A 15,148-nucleotide genomic window follows, 5' to 3' on the forward strand; every position below is an offset into this window, starting at 1 on the left:
AAGCCCGTCGCCGGATCAGGGTTTCGCGGCGGCCATCGTCTCCGCCGCCCGGATCTTTTGGAGCACCGCCGCATAGTTCTCCGCCGTGACGATCCCCACGAGCTTGTCGCGGATCAGGCCGTCGGGGCCGATGATGAAAGTTTCCGGCACGCCGTAGACGCCGAAATCGATGCCGGTGCGGCCGGTGGAATCCATCCCCACCGCCTGGAACGGGACGCCGCTGCGTGACAGGAAGCGGCGGCCGTTCTCGGGGGCGTCCTTGTAGTCGATGCCGACGAGGTTCACGCCCGGCTCACGCGCCAGCCGCATCAGTTGCGGATGCTCGATCTGGCACGGGGCACACCACGACGCCCAGAAATTGACCACCGTCACGCGGCCCTTGAGGTCGGCGCTGGAAAGACCGGAAACGGCCTGGCCTTCGCCGCCGACGAGGTTGGGCAATGCCGGCAACGCGAAGGCCGGCACAGGCCGTCCGATCAGCGCCGAGGGAATCGCGGCCGGGTCCGCCCCGGATCGCAGGCGGATGAAGAACACCAGGGCCAGCGCCGCGAAAATCACCAGCGGCGCGATGACGAGGAGCGACCGGCGCACCGGCGCCGACGAGGATGCGGCGCTCACGGGCGCTCCCCCGCATCGCCCTGAAGGGCCGCGAGCGCGTGTTTTTGCGCCCGATGATCGCTGAGCGAGCGCCAGATCAAGGCGCCGATGACGAAGGCGGTGAAGGCGTAGGCGCCGAGGATGAAGCCGGCATGCGGCCCGAGGGAAGCCATCGCTCAGACTCCCCGGATCGCCTGGCCGAGGGGCCGGGCCGGACGCGGATCGGCATCCAGTCGCTCGGCCTCGCGGATGGTGAGCGCCCGGACCCGGCGGCGCAGGATCTCCGTGCGCATGGCGTAGAGATGCAGCGTGATCCCGAGCAGGGTGAAGGCGAGGATCATCTCGAGCAGGGGGTAGAGCATCGAGGGATCGATGCTGGAGCCGCCCATGCGCATGATCGAGGCCGGCTGATGCAGCGTCGACCACCAGTTCACCGAGAACTTGATGATCGGCAGGTTCACGGCGCCCACCAGCGTCAGGATCGCGATGGCGCGCGCGGCCCGGTTCGGATCCTCGATCGTGCGCCACAGGGCGATGATGCCGCAATAGATCAGGAACAGGATCAGCATCGAGGTCAGGCGCGCGTCCCAGACCCAGTAGGTGCCCCACATCGGCTTGCCCCAGAGCGAGCCGGTGACGAGGCAGATCAGGGTGAAGGCCGCCCCGATCAGCGCCGCGGCGCGCTGCGCCACATCCGCGAGGGGGTGGCGCCAGACCAGGGTGCCGATCGCCGAGATCGCCATCGACCCGTAGAAGAACACGCCGAGCCAGGCCGCCGGCACGTGGATATACATGATCCGCACGGTCTCGCCCTGCTGGTAGTCGGGCGGGACCACGAACCAAGTGAGGTACAGGCCGATTGCGAGCAGCACGGCCGAGAGCCCCGCGAGCCAGGGCATCACGGGGCCGGTCCAGCGCAGGAAGTGACCGGGATGGGCAAGACGTGTCCACATGGTCCGTGGACCTAGCCCAAGGTGCGGTGCAGCATCAATGCGGGCGTTACGCGCAGTCCGGCCGCGTCGATCATTTCTTCGCGCACGTCCTCGCGTTTTCCCCACCGGGCCGGTCGTCCTCGATCTCGCGCGCGAGGAAGGCTTCCGCGCGCTGCCAGGATTCGTCGTTATCGCCGCGAAAGTTGAGTTCCCGCGAGAAGGTCGTGGCGCCGCCGCCGGTCTCCACGATACGGGCGAACATCTGCATGATCAGCGTGCTGCTCTTGTGGATCACGCTGACGAAGGCGAGCCCGGCGCCGTTCGCCCACGCGACGCCGAGGATGCAGGCTGGCTCGTTTCCCGGGCAGGACCGCGCGAGGCCCTCCGCGTCGATACCGACCACGCGAAAGCAGCCCTTGGTGGAGAGGCGGGCGGAGAGCCCCTGGGCCATCGCCGCGAGGCGGGCGGCATGTTCGGAGGTCTGGTCCTTCGGCTCGCCGGACGTGTCGAGCATCCGGATCGGCAGCATCGCCAGGTTCGGAGCGGGATCGGCGGAACAGGGCAGGGCGCCCAATAGAAGAGCGATCCCGACGCCGAGCGCGACGGTGCGGCTTCGATGAATCGTGCGCATGGCGTGTCCTTGCCCAAGATCGGTAGCGCTCTGCATCGGCGCCTGATTGTCCGACTCTTCGGTAGCCGAGCGGGAACACACCTTCTTGCCATCCGGTGCCACCTCGGCGACCTTCTCGTCCGGGGGCGCGACGGGATGCTGATCGGTCTGACCAAGGCACGCTCGATGGGGCCGGTGGCGGACGCGGTTGAGCGCGCCGGCGGTTCGGTGGCCCGCGTGTTCGGCAGGGCCGAGATGCCGATGGCCCTGATCGACGAGCCGGATCGGCTGATCCTGTTGCGAGACCAGTTGCGCATCGTGGAGGAGGCGGCCCGCGAGGTCGGCGACGCGGCTCTGCCGGCCCGACTGTCACTGGGTGCGGGCGTGCCGAGCCTCGGCCCATACGGGATCCGCGTCTGCGCCTCCGCGACCCTCGGCGAGGCGCTGGCCCTCGGCACCACCCTGATCGTCGATCATTTGCAGACCGCGACCCGGATGGACGTATCGGTGAGGGCGGGCCGCGCCCATGTGACCTACGCCGTCACGGACGACAGTCCCGTCGGGCGGCAGAAGAACGAAATGCTGGCGCTCGGCTACATCCTCGATGTGCTCCGCCGATTCCTGGGGCCGGGCTTCGTGCCCGACGAGGTCGGTCTCTCGGGAGCGATGCTGCAGGATCGCGGGGCGATCGAGACCGTGCTTGGCTGTGAGCTTCGCCTCGGGCCGGGTGCCGTCGTGAGCTTCGATGCCGACCTCATCGCGACGAGGAACCCGCGACCGGCCACGGCGGCGGCGGTCCTAGACATGGCCGGGGTTCCGGATCCCAGCGATTTCCTCCTTTGCACGGGGCATCTCCTCCGCCTCGGCCTCCTCGACAGGCGCCCCTCCATCGATTGGCTCTGCCGCCGGCTCGGTCTATCGCGGCGTTCGCTTCAGCGCCGGTTCGAGGCGCACGGCACCAGCTACGGCGCCTGCCTCACACAAATCCTGATCGGGGAGGCCAAGCACCTGCTCTCGCGGACGGACCGGCCGATCGGCCGGATCGGCCTCGATCTGGGCTATGCCGACGCCGCGCATTTCACCCGCGCCTTCCGTGGCTGGACCGGCCTGCCGCCGACGGAATGGCGCCGTTTGGCGGCCGGATTGGAAACGCGGCCGTCGATGGGGCGTTGAGCCGACGCCATGCTCGACAAAGCCCTCTACTACGCCCTGACCTTCGCGGAATCGCTCCTATCCGTGGTCGGCATCCGTGCCACCTACGAGCAGCCGCGCTACGAGGTGGTCGAGCAATTGCCCCGCAACGTCGAGATCCGCCGCTACGAACCGCGTGTCGCGGTCGAGACCGACATGGCGGGACCGGGCGATGCCGAGGCGTTTCGCCGGCTGTTCCGGTACATCACCGGCTCCAATGGCGGAGACGACCGCATCGCGATGACGGTGCCGGTGGAACAGGGCACCCTGATTGCCATGACCGTGCCGGTGGAGCAGGGCGGCGATCTGCGCGTCATGCGCTTCTTTCTGCCCGCCGCCATGGCTAAGGACGGACCGCCGGTCCCGACCGACCCGGCGGTCCGCATCGCTCGGCTGCCTGCCGCGACCTTCGCCGCGCTCCGCTTCTCCGGCACACTCGATGCGAGAGCCCGTGAGAAACGCGAGGCGGTTCTCCGGCAGGTCCTGGCGAAGATGGCCCGCGAGACGACGGGGCCTTCGAGCGTGTTGAGCTACGATCCGCCTTTCGCGATCCCTTTCCTGCGGCGCAACGAGATCGTCATCCCGGTCGCCGAGGGGCACTGATCATTCCGACCAGCGCAGGGCCGCGGCCGCCGCGAAGGTCCCGATCACCGCCGCGATCAGGCTGAGAGCCGACAGGATCAGCAAGGGCGTCGTGAAGGGCACCGTGCCGCCGGATGCCGCCTCGGTCGCGGAGACGCCGAAGATCAGCGTCGGGATCATCAGCGGCAGCACCAGGACAGCGAGGATCAGGCCGCCCCGGCGGATCGACGCGGTGAGCGCGGCGCCGACGGCGCCGATGAAGGTCAGGGCCGGCGTCCCCACCAGCAAAGTGAGGGCGGTGGCGCCCATGGCGGTGCCGTCGAGGGCCACGAGCAGCCCGAAGAGCGGCGAAGCGAGAGCCAACGGCAGGCCGGTGGTGAGCCAATGGGCAATCACCTTGGCGAGCACCACCATCTCCATCGGTGCCGGAGCGCCGGTCATCAGGTCGAGGGAGCCGTCCTCCTCGTCGGCCTGGAACAGGCGGTCGAGGCCGATCAGGGTGGCGAGCACGGCGGCGAGCCAGAGGATGGCCGGACCGATCCGCGAGAGAAGGTTGAGGTCGGGCCCGAGCGCGAACGGCACCAGGGCGACGATCATCAGGAAGAAGACCAGCGACAGGGCGCCCGAGCCGCCCACGCGGGCGGCGAGCTGCAGGTCGCGGGCGATGAGGGCGCGCATCACGCCGATCACCACCACACCTCCGAATCGGCCGCATTCGCGCCGGCCGAGGCGGGTGCGGGTTTCAACGCCTCGTCGATGCGCAGTTCGCGGGCATCCTCCAGGCCGAGGGACTGGTGGGTGGCCGCCACAATGAGACCGCCCTCGGCCCGGTGGCGCGCCATCAATCCGGCGAGCACGGCCTGAGAGGCGGTGTCGAGGGCCGCGGTCGGCTCGTCGAGCAGCCAGAGCGGACGCCGGCACACGAGAAGCCGGGCGAGGGCGACGCGGCGGCGCTGGCCGGCGGAAAGGTAGGCCACCGGCAACCGCAGGGCATGGCCGAGCCCGAGTTCGTTCAACGCTTCGGCCGGGCTCGCGGTGGGCGCGCCGAGGAGGTCGCGGGCGAAGGTCAGGTTCTCCTCCGCCGTCAGCGGGCTTTTCAGCCCGTCGCGATGGCCGACCACGTGGAGACATTCGGCCAGCGTCGACTCGCCCACGTCGGCAACCGCGATGGTGCCGGCATCCGGCTTCAACCGGCCGGCGAGAAGGCTGAGCAGGGTGGATTTTCCCGCGCCGTTGCGCCCCGTCACCATCAAGGCCTCGCCGGGGCCGAGCGCGAAGGACAGACCCGAGAAGATGCGGCGGCCGGAGCGGCGGGCGGCGAGGTTCGTAGCGGTCAGCCGCACGGGGCGCCCTGTCGGCCGCCGGCGACGGCACGCCTCCAACTGCTCACGGGGACTGCGGCTTTCACGTCTCGCGCGGGCGGCGCGGGCTTCCTCTCCTGGAAGGCTACTGGATTTACGCATCTGCTCGACAGCCGTTCCCTCGATCCAGGAGGGTTGGCATGAGGCGCAGCGGAACTCCCTCTCCTGGAAGGAGAGGGCTGGGGTGAGGTGTGGTCCATCCCCGGAGAGGTCACACACCTCACCCTGTCCCTCTCCTTCCAGGAGAGGGGACCCGAGCCGCCCGCGAGAGGCGTGAATGCCGTAGCCGGAAGAGGGCGCCTGTCACGCCTCATACCGACGTGAGGGTTCTGACTCGTTGGCAGTTTTGTGGATGGGGCAAACCGCTGCATCGCAAGGGTAAGAGGATCGTGCGCGACGGCCGCGATCACAATGCATACCGAGCGAGGAGTTCCGAGATGGGAACGGAGTCGCTTTTCCCAGCCTTCAGGTCGGCAAGCCGCCGCTCGGCGATTTGAACGTCCGCACGATCCTCAAGGTAATCTAGGATCGCGTCGCGGGCGTCTTCACGCGCGTCTTGGCCTGTCCGCCGACCATGCGCATCCATATGCGCTTCGATCTCCGGGGGCAGGCGAAAGGCGATCATGGAATGCTCCGGCATGGCCGCCTGCATAGCTCGCGCACCGAGGCTCGTCCACGTTCTCCCCGACACTCCTGCGCTCGTGTCACAGCAGGGCGTAGCGGCCAGTTTCGAAGTGTTCTATACGGGGCGCAGGCTGCGCCGCGCGAGTCCCGAGCGTCCAAATCGCTCGTCGCGCAACATCCTGTCCGGGCACCCCCGGAGCGGCGCGCGCTTTTTTTAGAAGCGCTCCAGCCGAACACGACTTCGTGGCGCAGGTCATGCCTGCGCGTGTTCGACAACCGCTCGTGAGGAAGAAACAAGCCGTGGCATCACTCGACAGCTTTCACTCCCGCCAGACCCTCACCGTCGGCGACAAATACTATACCTACTACTCGATCCCCCATGCCGAGCAGGCCGGCCTCGCCGATGCGACGGCTTTGCCCTTCTCGATGAAGGTCATCCTCGAGAACCTGCTGCGGTTCGAGGACGACCGCTCGGTGAAGAAGGACGACATCTCCGCCACCGTCGCGTGGCTCGGCAACCTCGGCAAGGTCGAGACCGAGATCGCCTTCCGCCCCTCGCGCGTGCTGATGCAGGACTTCACCGGCGTGCCCGCCGTGGTGGATCTCGCCGCAATGCGCGACGCCATGGTCGCTCTCGGCGGCGACCCCCAGAAGATCAACCCGCTGGTCCCGGTCGATCTCGTCATCGACCACTCGGTCATCGTCGACGAGTTCGGCACCCCGAAGGCCCTGGCCGACAACGTGGCGCTGGAATACGAGCGCAACGGCGAGCGCTACACCTTCCTGAAATGGGGCCAGTCGGCCTTCGACAACTTCTCCGTCGTCCCCCCCGGCACCGGCATCTGCCACCAGGTGAACCTCGAGTTCCTGTCGCAAACGGTGTGGACCAAGACAGAAGACGGCACCGAGCTCGCCTATCCCGACAGCCTCGTCGGCACCGATTCGCACACCACCATGGTCAACGGCCTCGCCGTGCTCGGCTGGGGCGTGGGCGGCATCGAGGCCGAGGCCGCCATGCTCGGCCAGCCGCTCTCCATGCTGATCCCGGAAGTCGTCGGCTTCAAACTGTCGGGCAAGCTGCCCGAGGGCACCACCGCCACCGACCTCGTGCTCACCGTGACGCAGATGCTGCGTAAGAAGGGCGTGGTCGGCAAGTTCGTGGAATTCTACGGCCCCGGCCTCGACGACATGGCGGTGGCCGACCGCGCCACGATCTCCAACATGGCCCCCGAATACGGCGCCACCTGCGGCTTCTTCCCCATCGACCAGAAGACCATCGACTTCCTCAAGGTGACCGGCCGCGCCGACGACCGGATCGCCCTCGTGGAGGCCTATGCCAAGGCTCAGGGCATGTGGCGCGACGCGCAGACCCCGGACCCCGTCTTCACCGATTCCCTCTCCCTCGACATGGGTGACGTGCGTCCGTCGCTGGCCGGCCCCAAGCGGCCGCAGGACCGGGTGCTGCTGGACGGCGCCAAGCCGGGCTTCGCCCAGTCCATGGAGACGGAGTTCAAGAAGGCCGCCGATATCGCCAAGCGCTACCCCGTCGACGGCGCGAATTACGATATCGGCCATGGCGACGTGGTGATCGCGGCGATCACGAGCTGCACCAACACCTCGAACCCGAGCGTGATGATCGGCGCGGGGCTCCTCGCCCGCAACGCCGTCGCCAAGGGCCTGCGTTCCAAGCCCTGGGTGAAGACCTCCCTGGCGCCGGGCTCGCAGGTGGTCGCCGAGTATCTGGAGAGCGCGGGCCTGCAGGCGCCCCTCGACGCCCTCGGCTTCAACCTCGTCGGCTTCGGCTGCACCACCTGCATCGGCAATTCCGGCCCGCTGCCGGCGCCGATCTCGAAGGCGATCAATGACAACGACGTGGTCGCGGCGGCCGTGCTCTCCGGCAACCGCAACTTCGAAGGCCGCGTGAACCCCGACGTGCGCGCCAACTACCTAGCCTCGCCGCCGCTGGTCGTCGCCTACGCGCTCGCCGGCTCGATGCAGATCGACATCACCACCGAGCCGCTGGGCATCGGCTCCGATGGCCAGCCGGTCTATCTCGCCGACATCTGGCCCTCCACGGCAGAGGTCGCCGAGTTCATCGAGGCCAACATCACCTCGACCCTGTTCAAGTCGCGCTACGCCGACGTGTTCAGCGGCGACCATTACTGGAAGGCCGTCGAGGTCACCGAGGCCGAGACCTTCAAGTGGGACTCGACCTCCACCTACGTGCAGAACCCACCCTATTTCGAGGGCATGACCAAGACGCCGGCGCCGATCACCGACATCGTCGATGCCCGCATCCTCGGCCTGTTCCAGGATTCCATCACCACCGACCACATCTCTCCGGCAGGCAACATCCGCGCGGCCTCGCCGGCCGGCGCCTACCTGCAGGAGCATCAGGTCCGGGTGCAGGACTTCAACCAGTACGGCACCCGGCGCGGCAACCACCAGGTCATGATGCGGGGCACCTTCGCCAACATCCGCATCAAGAACCAGATGGTCCGGGACGAGAACGGCAATGTGGTCGAGGGCGGCTGGACCCTGTTCCAGCCGTCCGGCGAGCGGATGTACATCTACGACGCCGCCCAGAAATACGCCGAATCCGGCACGCCGCTCGTCGTCTTCGCCGGCAAGGAATACGGCACCGGCTCGTCGCGCGATTGGGCGGCCAAGGGCACGAAGCTCCTCGGCGTCCGCGCCGTGGTGGCGGAGAGCTTCGAGCGTATCCACCGCTCGAACCTCGTGGGCATGGGCATCGTGCCGCTGGTGTTCCAAGGCGAGACGTCGTGGGCGTCACTCGGCCTCAAGGGTGACGAGACCGTCAGCCTTCTCGGCCTCTCGGGCGACATCAAGCCGCGCCAGACCATGATCGCCGAGATCACCTCGGCCGACGGCACCAAAACAGAGGTGCCGCTCACCTGCCGGATCGATACGCTGGACGAGCTGGAATACTTCCGCAACGGCGGAATCCTGCCCTATGTCCTGCGCTCGCTGGCGGCGTAAGCCTACGATGCGAGGAAGGCCCTCCCCGGTCAGGGGAGGGCCTTTCGGCCCAGAAATTCCACCGGAATCTGAGCCGCCTTTGCAATCCCTCGAAACACCGTCCGATGGCGGTCGTTTCGGCCGTCCTATGGCGGTTGCGGGCGGCTCGAATTACGGGCCGCGCGGGCCTATGGATGTGGCCTGCGCCGTGTCCCCATCTGTGAACTCCCGCCACAATAGCACCAGGGCCGCCATCACCGCCGGGCCGAGGAAAAGCCCGAGCAGACCGAACGTCTCGACCCCGCCGAGGATGCCGAGCAGCACCCAGAGGAAGGGCAGGCGGGTGGTGCCGCCGATCAGGACCGGCCTCACGAAATGGTCGGCGACGAAGGTGACGACGAAGCCCGCCGCTACGACCACCACCGCCGGTATCACCGCCCCACCAGCGAGCAGGATCAGTGCGGCAATGCCGAAGACCAGCGGCGCTCCGAAAGGGATCATCGCCGCCACCGCCGTCAGCGCGCCGAGCAGGACCGGATGCGGCACGCCCGCAAAATAGTAAACGATTCCAAGGAGAACGCCTTCGCCGAGGCCGACCAGCACCAGCCCATCGACGGTGCCATGGACGGAAGCCACCATCTGGCGGGCCACCCGCTCGCCGCGCGGGCCAAACAGGCGGGCGCTCGCCGTCAGCGACTGCCTGATGACAGTTCGCCCGTCACGGAACAGGAAGAACAACGTCAGCAGGGTGAAGCCGAATAGCACAACCCGGCGAACGACTTGAGCCCCGAGGCTCTTGGTCAGGCCGATCGTGGTCGAGTTGTCGAGCTTGTGCAGGATCTCGGACCCGGCGGACGGGTGGCTGAGAGTCTCGCTCCACCATGCGCTCGCTTTGGCCGCACCGTAGGGAAGGTGGGACAGGAATTCCGGTACGGGGATACCGCTGCGCTCGGCCGACTTGGCCCAGGCCATCGCGTCATGGGCCTCCCGCGCCGCCTGTACCCCGAGGACCACCAGGGGCGCGAGGAAGACCAGCGCTACCGCCAGGGTGAACAGGCTCGGCAGCAGGATGTTGTGGCCACCGGGCGGCCAGCGCCGTTCCGCCTTCGCATAGAGCGGCCAGAGCGCGATGGCGAGGATCACGGCCCAGGCCAGCGCCGGAAGGAACGGGTGGAGCACCCACAGGCCGAGGGCGGACAGCGCCAGGACCAGGGCGATGCGCGCGCCTCCTTGGGCGCGGCTGCGATGGTCCGTCGGCAGCTCCGCCGCATCGACGGATGTAGGTCGTTCCATTCTCGTCACCTCTGCCGCCTCCTGGCATGCCTCACGCTCGATGGTTTCGCGCAGGAAGTAGAGCACAGGCCCACGTCGAACGGGCGCGTGTCCGCATGTAAGTCAAGGCATCGACGGGCGGAATGGTCCGGGGCGCCCCGCAGGCGCACGAAGGCGCGAGCCCGAGCCGAGTATCTGCCAAGGTTGCCCGGCACCACCCCCTCGTGTAAGGGACCGCCTTCGATCGGAAGCGGCGCGACGCCGCTTCGGGGGCATGCTGCGCGACCCGGGGGGCGCCGGGTTCACGCGCCAGCCTCGGACCGGCCGCGCCCGCCATGGGATCCGACACCGGATCCGCCACGGCGCGCCATAGAGAAGATAACGGCGAGAACGCATGTCTGACCAGCCGACCACCGCTACGTTCGACCGCGTCGCGGACATCATCGCCGACACCGCCGACATCCCGCGCGACACCATCTCGCCCGAGAGTCACGCCATTGAGGATCTTGGCATCGATTCGCTCGCCTTCCTCGACATCGCCTTCGCGGTGGACAAAGCCTTCGGCATCAAGCTGCCGCTGGAGCGTTGGACCCAGGAGGTCAACGAGGGCAAGGTGCCGGCCGAGGAGTATTTCGTGCTTAAGAACCTCTGCGCCCGCATCGACGCGCTGGTGGCCGAGAAGGCCGCCAAGGCCTGAAGGGCGAGCCCAGCGGCCGAGCCTTTGAGTGTCCAGCGGAGCCTCTAGTCCCCAGCGGAGCCTTTGACGCCATGCGCCTCGAATATTTCGAGATGATCGACACGGTGACGAGTCTCGACAAGGCCGCCGGCCGGATCGAGGCGCTAGCTCACGTGCCGATGGAGAGCCCGGTCTTCGAGGGTCACTTTCCCGGTCATCCCCTGGTGCCCGGGGTGCTCCTCACGGAGACCATGGCCCAGGCCTCGGGATACCTGCTCCTCGCCCATCTCGACTTCGTGCAGATGCCGTTCCTGATGGCGGTCGACAAGGCGCGGTTCCGCTCCTTCGTCGGCCCTGGGGCGACGCTCGTCGTGCAGGCGAGTCTGGAGCATGACGGCTCTGGCTACGCGGTGACCAAGGCTTCCATCAGCCACGAGGGCAAACCTCTGGCCGATGCAGAGTTGCGCTTCCGAACCATGCCGTTTCCCGCAGGGCTCGATGCTCCCATGCGCGAACGCGCGCAGCGGATCGGCCTGATGGATCGCGCGGTTGCGGCAGGAGCTCCCCCCGGGGGAGCGGTTCCGGCATGAGCAAGACCAGCATGGACCGGCGCGACGTGGTCGTCACCGGCATCGGCCTCGTATCCTGTGCCGGAGAGGGAATCGCCGCCCACCTCGAAGCCTTCGCAGCGGGCAGGCCGAAGGCCACAGATACGGAGCGCTTTGCGCCCTATCCCGTCCATCCGGCCCCGCCGCTCCTGCTGGATGGACAGATCCCCAAGAAATCCGACCAGCGGCAGATGGAGGCGTGGCAGCGCCTGGGCGTCTACGCGGCCGGACTTGCCCTCGACTCGGCTGGGGTGAAACAGGACGCTGCCTTCAAGGCAGCGATGCATCTTGTCGTCGCCTGCGGCGGCGGCGAGCGTGATACGGCGGTGGACGGTGCGATCCTGACCGGCCTGCGCGACGCGGCCGACCCGGGCGCCTATCTCAACGAGCACCTGCAGAACGACCTGCGCCCGACCCTCTTCCTGGCCCAACTCTCGAACCTGCTCGCCGGCAACATCGCCATCGTCCATGGTGTCACCGGCGCCTCACGCACGTTCATGGGCGAGGAGGCTTCGGGCGTCGACGCCTTGCGCAATGCCCAGAGCCGCATCGCTTCGGGCCAGATCGATACGATGCTGGTGGGCGGCTCCTACAGCGCGGAACGCCCCGACGTTCTCGTCGTCCACGAGATGGGCGGATACCTGCGGAAGGGCGATTACCGGCCGGTTTTCGAGCGCGAGGGTGAAGGCGAGGCCGGCTTCATTTTGGGAAGTACCGCCGCTTTCCTCATGCTGGAAGCCGCCGAGACCGCAGCGGCGCGCGAGGCGACGATCTTCGCCCGCCTTCTCCCAGTGGAAAGCGATCGCCCCCGGCGCGAGGCCGGCAGCGTAGGGCGTAGCCTCTGCACCTTGTGGGGCGAGGCCGCTTCCAAGCCGGATCTGGTGATCTCGGGTGCCACCGGCGTCAAAGAGATCACTGCCGAGGAGCGTGCTGCCCTGGACGTACTGACGCCCGGAACCCCCATCACAGCCCTCGGGGACCTTACCGGCCATTCGCTCGAAGTTACGGCGCCGCTGGGGGCGGCACTCGCCGCCGCACTCATTTCGGAAGGAACGGCGCGCGAGATCACGATCACCACCGTCGGCCATCGCCGTGGTGAGGGCGTGATCCGGTTAAGCGCGCTGTCGTGACCGGCAGGGATGTGGCTGTCAGCGAACGGAAATTCCGCTAAGACCGGTGCAACCGTGATCGATCGGCCCGAATGTTCGGGGCGGGGCATCTTCAAGGCCGTTCGGTCGGAACGATAGCAAGACGGCGCGATGACGAATTCCTCTCCCCCCGATTCACGGAACTTCCGGGACAGCCATGGCAGGCCGCTGGTCGCCGTGACAGGCCTCGGCATCGTCACGTCCCTGGGGCAGGGACAGGTCGACAATTGGGCCGCGCTCACCGCCGGCCGGTCCGGCATCCACAGCATCGCCCGTTTTTCTACAGACGGCCTGCGCACCCGCATCGCCGGCACGGTAGATTTCCTCGATACCGACCCGCTCGTGGCGCCCGCCCTGTCGCAGCGCTTCGCCGAAGAGGCGGCCGAGGAGGCGATCACCCAATCCGGCATCGGGACGAAGGGCAATTTCCCCGGCGCGCTGTTCATCGCCGTACCGCCGGTGGAAATGGAATGGCCGCAGCGCCAGTCGCTGGCACAGGCGTCCGGCCAGAACGGCGACATCACCTATTCCGACCTCCAGCGAGCGGCATCGAGCGGACGGTTCGACGCTTGGCACGATCTCTTCATCTTCGCTACCGTGGCCGACAACATCGCCGATCGGTTCGGCACCAAAGGATCGCCGATCTCGCTGTCCACCGCCTGCTCATCCGGCGCCACCGCGATCCAACTCGGCGTCGAGGCGATCCGGCGGGGCGAGATGCAGGCGGCCCTGTGTATCGGCACCGACGGTTCGGTGAACCCGGAATCACTGATCCGATTCTCGCTGCTCTCCGCACTTTCGACCCAGAATGATCCGCCGGAGGGGGCCTCGAAGCCGTTCTCCAAGAACCGCGACGGCTTCGTCATGGGGGAGGGGGCCGCCGCCCTGGTCCTCGAGAATGCCGAGGCAGCGCGTGCACGCGGCGCGACGATCCTCGGCTACGTTCTCGGTTGCGGCGAGAAGGGTGACGGCTTTCACCGTACCCGGTCGAGCCCGGACGGGGCGCCCGGCATCGCCGCCATCCGCGCAGCCCTGCACGATGCTGGCACCGAGCCGGATTCGATCGACACGATCAACGCCCACGGCACGTCGACGCCGGAAAATGATAAGATGGAGGCGTTGGGCTGCGCTGCCGTATTCGGTGAGCGGATCCGCTCCCTGCCGATCTCATCGAACAAGTCGATGATCGGTCATACGCTGACAGCCGCGGGGGCTATCGAGGCGGTGATCTCGCTCCTGACCGTCACCCATGGCCGCATCCCACCGACGATCAATTACGCTGTGCCGGACCCAGCTCTCTCCCTCGACGTGGTAACGAGCGCACGCGACGCACGGGTCAGCCGGGTTCTGTCCAATTCCTTCGGATTCGGCGGGCAGAATACCTGCCTCGTCCTCGGGGACGAGCCGGCATGACGAACGAAGTGTCCCGCCGCGTCCTCGTCACGGGCGGCGCCTCCGGCCTCGGATCGGCCATCGTACGCGCGCTGGTCACCTCCGGCTACGACGTCGCTTTCACCTATCGGTCATCGGGCGAGGCAGCGGAGCGACTTGTCGCCGAACTCGTTCAGACTCACCCCGAACGGGCGATCACCGCCCACCCTCTCGACCTCGCCGATCGCGATGCCCTAGAGGCTTTCTGCGAGGCCCAGGAGGGGGAAGCGTTCTACGGGCTGGTCCACAATGCAGGCCAATCTTACGACGTGCTGGCCGCGATGATGGCGCAGGACAAAGCCGAGGCGGCGATGCAGGTGAACTTCTGGTCGCTGACCCGCATGGCGAAAGCGCTGGTGCGCGGCATGATCCGCGGACGCTCCGGCCGCATCGTCGCCATCGGTTCGGTGGCGGCCCTCCAGGCCAATCCGGGTAATGCCGCTTATGCGGCGACGAAGGGTGCGCTGATCTCCTATTGCCGGACGCTGGCGATCGAATCTGCCAAGCGTGGGGTAACCGTCAACGTCATCGCGCCGGGCTTCATCGACACTGACATGATGGCTCCTTATGCCGCGCACCGCACCGGCATGGAGAAGCAGATTCCGTCCGGACGCTTCGCCAAGCCGGAGGAAGTGGCGGCGCTGGTGGCCTTCCTCATGGGAGATGGCGCCGCCTACATCACCGGCGCCGTTCTGCCGGTAGACGGTGGGCTGACAGCGATGATGGGCATCCATCGGACTTGAGGTGGACGATCCATTGCGCCTTCGCCTCATCTACGCGCTGGTTCTGACAGCAGCTCCGGCAATCGCCGAAACCGGCGCTTTCCGCGTCGATGGTCTTCCGCGCGGCGACGCGTTGAGTATCCGCGAGACCCCGGATGCTTCCGCGCCCGTACTGGGCCAGGCACCAGAAGGCGCGCGCCTGCGCGGCTTCGGCTGCACCAACGAGACGCCGAGCGGTCTCACCTGGTGTCGGGTCAAGGCCGGCCCAATCCTCGGCTGGGCGCGGCGACGCTACCTCGCGCCGGATTGAGCCGAGCCGACTTTCAGTCGATAAGGCGCCCTACCCATTCCGTTCCCTCATCCTGAGGTGCCGGAGCATTGTGGAGGCCTCGAAGGAGGACTCCAGACGGCACGC

At 67.6% G+C, this 15,148-nt stretch carries 17 protein-coding genes; 9 read left to right on the top strand and 8 right to left on the bottom strand.

Features of this window, described 5'->3' with window-relative positions; translation table 11 throughout:
* Positions 1-15 precede the first annotated feature (15 nt).
* The 4 genes from AC0IXR_RS20765 to AC0IXR_RS20780 form a co-directional block, all read right to left on the bottom strand.
* Positions 16-618 carry a DsbE family thiol:disulfide interchange protein gene (locus AC0IXR_RS20765; RefSeq protein ID WP_471761964.1) on the bottom strand — a complete coding sequence of 201 codons (603 nt, stop codon included), beginning with the start codon at positions 616-618 and terminating at the stop codon, positions 16-18.
* Positions 615-770 (bottom strand): heme exporter protein CcmD, encoded by a 156-nt coding sequence (gene ccmD, locus AC0IXR_RS20770; RefSeq protein WP_471761966.1) that lies wholly within the window; start codon positions 768-770, stop codon positions 615-617. Before ccmD ends, AC0IXR_RS20765 begins: the two co-directional genes overlap by 4 nt.
* Positions 771-773: 3 nt before the next feature.
* Complete coding sequence (locus AC0IXR_RS20775; RefSeq protein ID WP_471761968.1) at positions 774-1,550, bottom strand: heme ABC transporter permease; 777 nt, start codon at positions 1,548-1,550, stop codon at positions 774-776.
* A 70-nt stretch (positions 1,551-1,620) separates the two neighbouring features.
* The gene (locus tag AC0IXR_RS20780) at positions 1,621-2,160 is read right to left on the bottom strand and encodes a DUF2380 domain-containing protein (protein WP_471761970.1); all 540 of its coding nucleotides are present in this window, start codon (positions 2,158-2,160) and stop codon (positions 1,621-1,623) included.
* A 135-nt stretch (positions 2,161-2,295) separates the two neighbouring features.
* Here AC0IXR_RS20780 and AC0IXR_RS20785 point away from each other — a divergent pair, with 135 nt between their 5' ends.
* Positions 2,296-3,312 carry an AraC family transcriptional regulator gene (locus AC0IXR_RS20785; RefSeq protein ID WP_420604529.1) on the top strand — a complete coding sequence of 339 codons (1,017 nt, stop codon included), beginning with the start codon at positions 2,296-2,298 and terminating at the stop codon, positions 3,310-3,312.
* 9 nt (positions 3,313-3,321) lie between these two features.
* The gene (locus tag AC0IXR_RS20790; protein ID WP_207413754.1) at positions 3,322-3,933 is read left to right on the top strand and encodes an SOUL family heme-binding protein; all 612 of its coding nucleotides are present in this window, start codon (positions 3,322-3,324) and stop codon (positions 3,931-3,933) included.
* Here the strand turns inward: AC0IXR_RS20790 and ccmB are convergent, their stop codons facing one another.
* From ccmB to relB, 3 genes are all read right to left on the bottom strand, one after another.
* Positions 3,934-4,590 carry a heme exporter protein CcmB gene (ccmB, locus tag AC0IXR_RS20795; RefSeq protein WP_043764704.1) on the bottom strand — a complete coding sequence of 219 codons (657 nt, stop codon included), beginning with the start codon at positions 4,588-4,590 and terminating at the stop codon, positions 3,934-3,936. It lies immediately after the preceding gene.
* A gap of 8 nt (positions 4,591-4,598) precedes the next feature.
* Positions 4,599-5,255, bottom strand: coding sequence for a heme ABC exporter ATP-binding protein CcmA (gene ccmA, locus AC0IXR_RS20800; RefSeq protein ID WP_420604527.1), 657 nt, complete (start codon positions 5,253-5,255; stop codon positions 4,599-4,601).
* 424 nt (positions 5,256-5,679) lie between these two features.
* The gene (gene relB / locus AC0IXR_RS20805) at positions 5,680-5,898 is read right to left on the bottom strand and encodes a type II toxin-antitoxin system RelB family antitoxin (protein ID WP_311275442.1); all 219 of its coding nucleotides are present in this window, start codon (positions 5,896-5,898) and stop codon (positions 5,680-5,682) included.
* Between the two features lie 299 nt (positions 5,899-6,197).
* Here relB and acnA point away from each other — a divergent pair, with 299 nt between their 5' ends.
* Positions 6,198-8,897: an aconitate hydratase AcnA gene (acnA, locus tag AC0IXR_RS20810; RefSeq protein WP_471761973.1), complete on the top strand. Its 2,700-nt coding sequence runs from the start codon at positions 6,198-6,200 to the stop codon at positions 8,895-8,897.
* 150 nt (positions 8,898-9,047) lie between these two features.
* Here the strand turns inward: acnA and AC0IXR_RS20815 are convergent, their stop codons facing one another.
* Positions 9,048-10,169, bottom strand: coding sequence for an AI-2E family transporter (locus AC0IXR_RS20815; RefSeq protein ID WP_461233160.1), 1,122 nt, complete (start codon positions 10,167-10,169; stop codon positions 9,048-9,050).
* Positions 10,170-10,542: 373 nt separating this feature from the next.
* Here AC0IXR_RS20815 and AC0IXR_RS20820 point away from each other — a divergent pair, with 373 nt between their 5' ends.
* The 6 genes from AC0IXR_RS20820 (at position 10,543) to AC0IXR_RS20845 (ending at position 15,043) form a co-directional block, all read left to right on the top strand.
* Positions 10,543-10,845, top strand: coding sequence for an acyl carrier protein (locus AC0IXR_RS20820; RefSeq protein WP_018044158.1), 303 nt, complete (start codon positions 10,543-10,545; stop codon positions 10,843-10,845).
* 71 nt (positions 10,846-10,916) lie between these two features.
* Positions 10,917-11,414 carry a 3-hydroxyacyl-ACP dehydratase FabZ family protein gene (locus AC0IXR_RS20825; protein WP_056427490.1) on the top strand — a complete coding sequence of 166 codons (498 nt, stop codon included), beginning with the start codon at positions 10,917-10,919 and terminating at the stop codon, positions 11,412-11,414.
* Positions 11,411-12,562 carry a beta-ketoacyl-ACP synthase gene (locus AC0IXR_RS20830; RefSeq protein ID WP_207413767.1) on the top strand — a complete coding sequence of 384 codons (1,152 nt, stop codon included), beginning with the start codon at positions 11,411-11,413 and terminating at the stop codon, positions 12,560-12,562. Before AC0IXR_RS20825 ends, AC0IXR_RS20830 begins: the two co-directional genes overlap by 4 nt.
* Positions 12,563-12,691: 129 nt before the next feature.
* Entirely contained in the window at positions 12,692-13,993 is a 1,302-nt protein-coding gene (locus tag AC0IXR_RS20835; protein ID WP_471761976.1) for a beta-ketoacyl-ACP synthase, read from the top strand.
* On the top strand, positions 13,990-14,754 hold the full coding sequence (locus tag AC0IXR_RS20840) for an SDR family NAD(P)-dependent oxidoreductase (RefSeq protein ID WP_056427500.1): 765 nt from the start codon (positions 13,990-13,992) through the stop codon (positions 14,752-14,754). The genes AC0IXR_RS20835 and AC0IXR_RS20840 overlap by 4 nt, the downstream gene beginning before the upstream one ends.
* A gap of 13 nt (positions 14,755-14,767) precedes the next feature.
* Entirely contained in the window at positions 14,768-15,043 is a 276-nt protein-coding gene (locus AC0IXR_RS20845; RefSeq protein ID WP_056427723.1) for an SH3 domain-containing protein, read from the top strand.
* Positions 15,044-15,148 lie beyond the last annotated feature (105 nt).

The sequence above is a fragment of the Methylobacterium sp. AC832 genome (assembly GCF_979256025.1).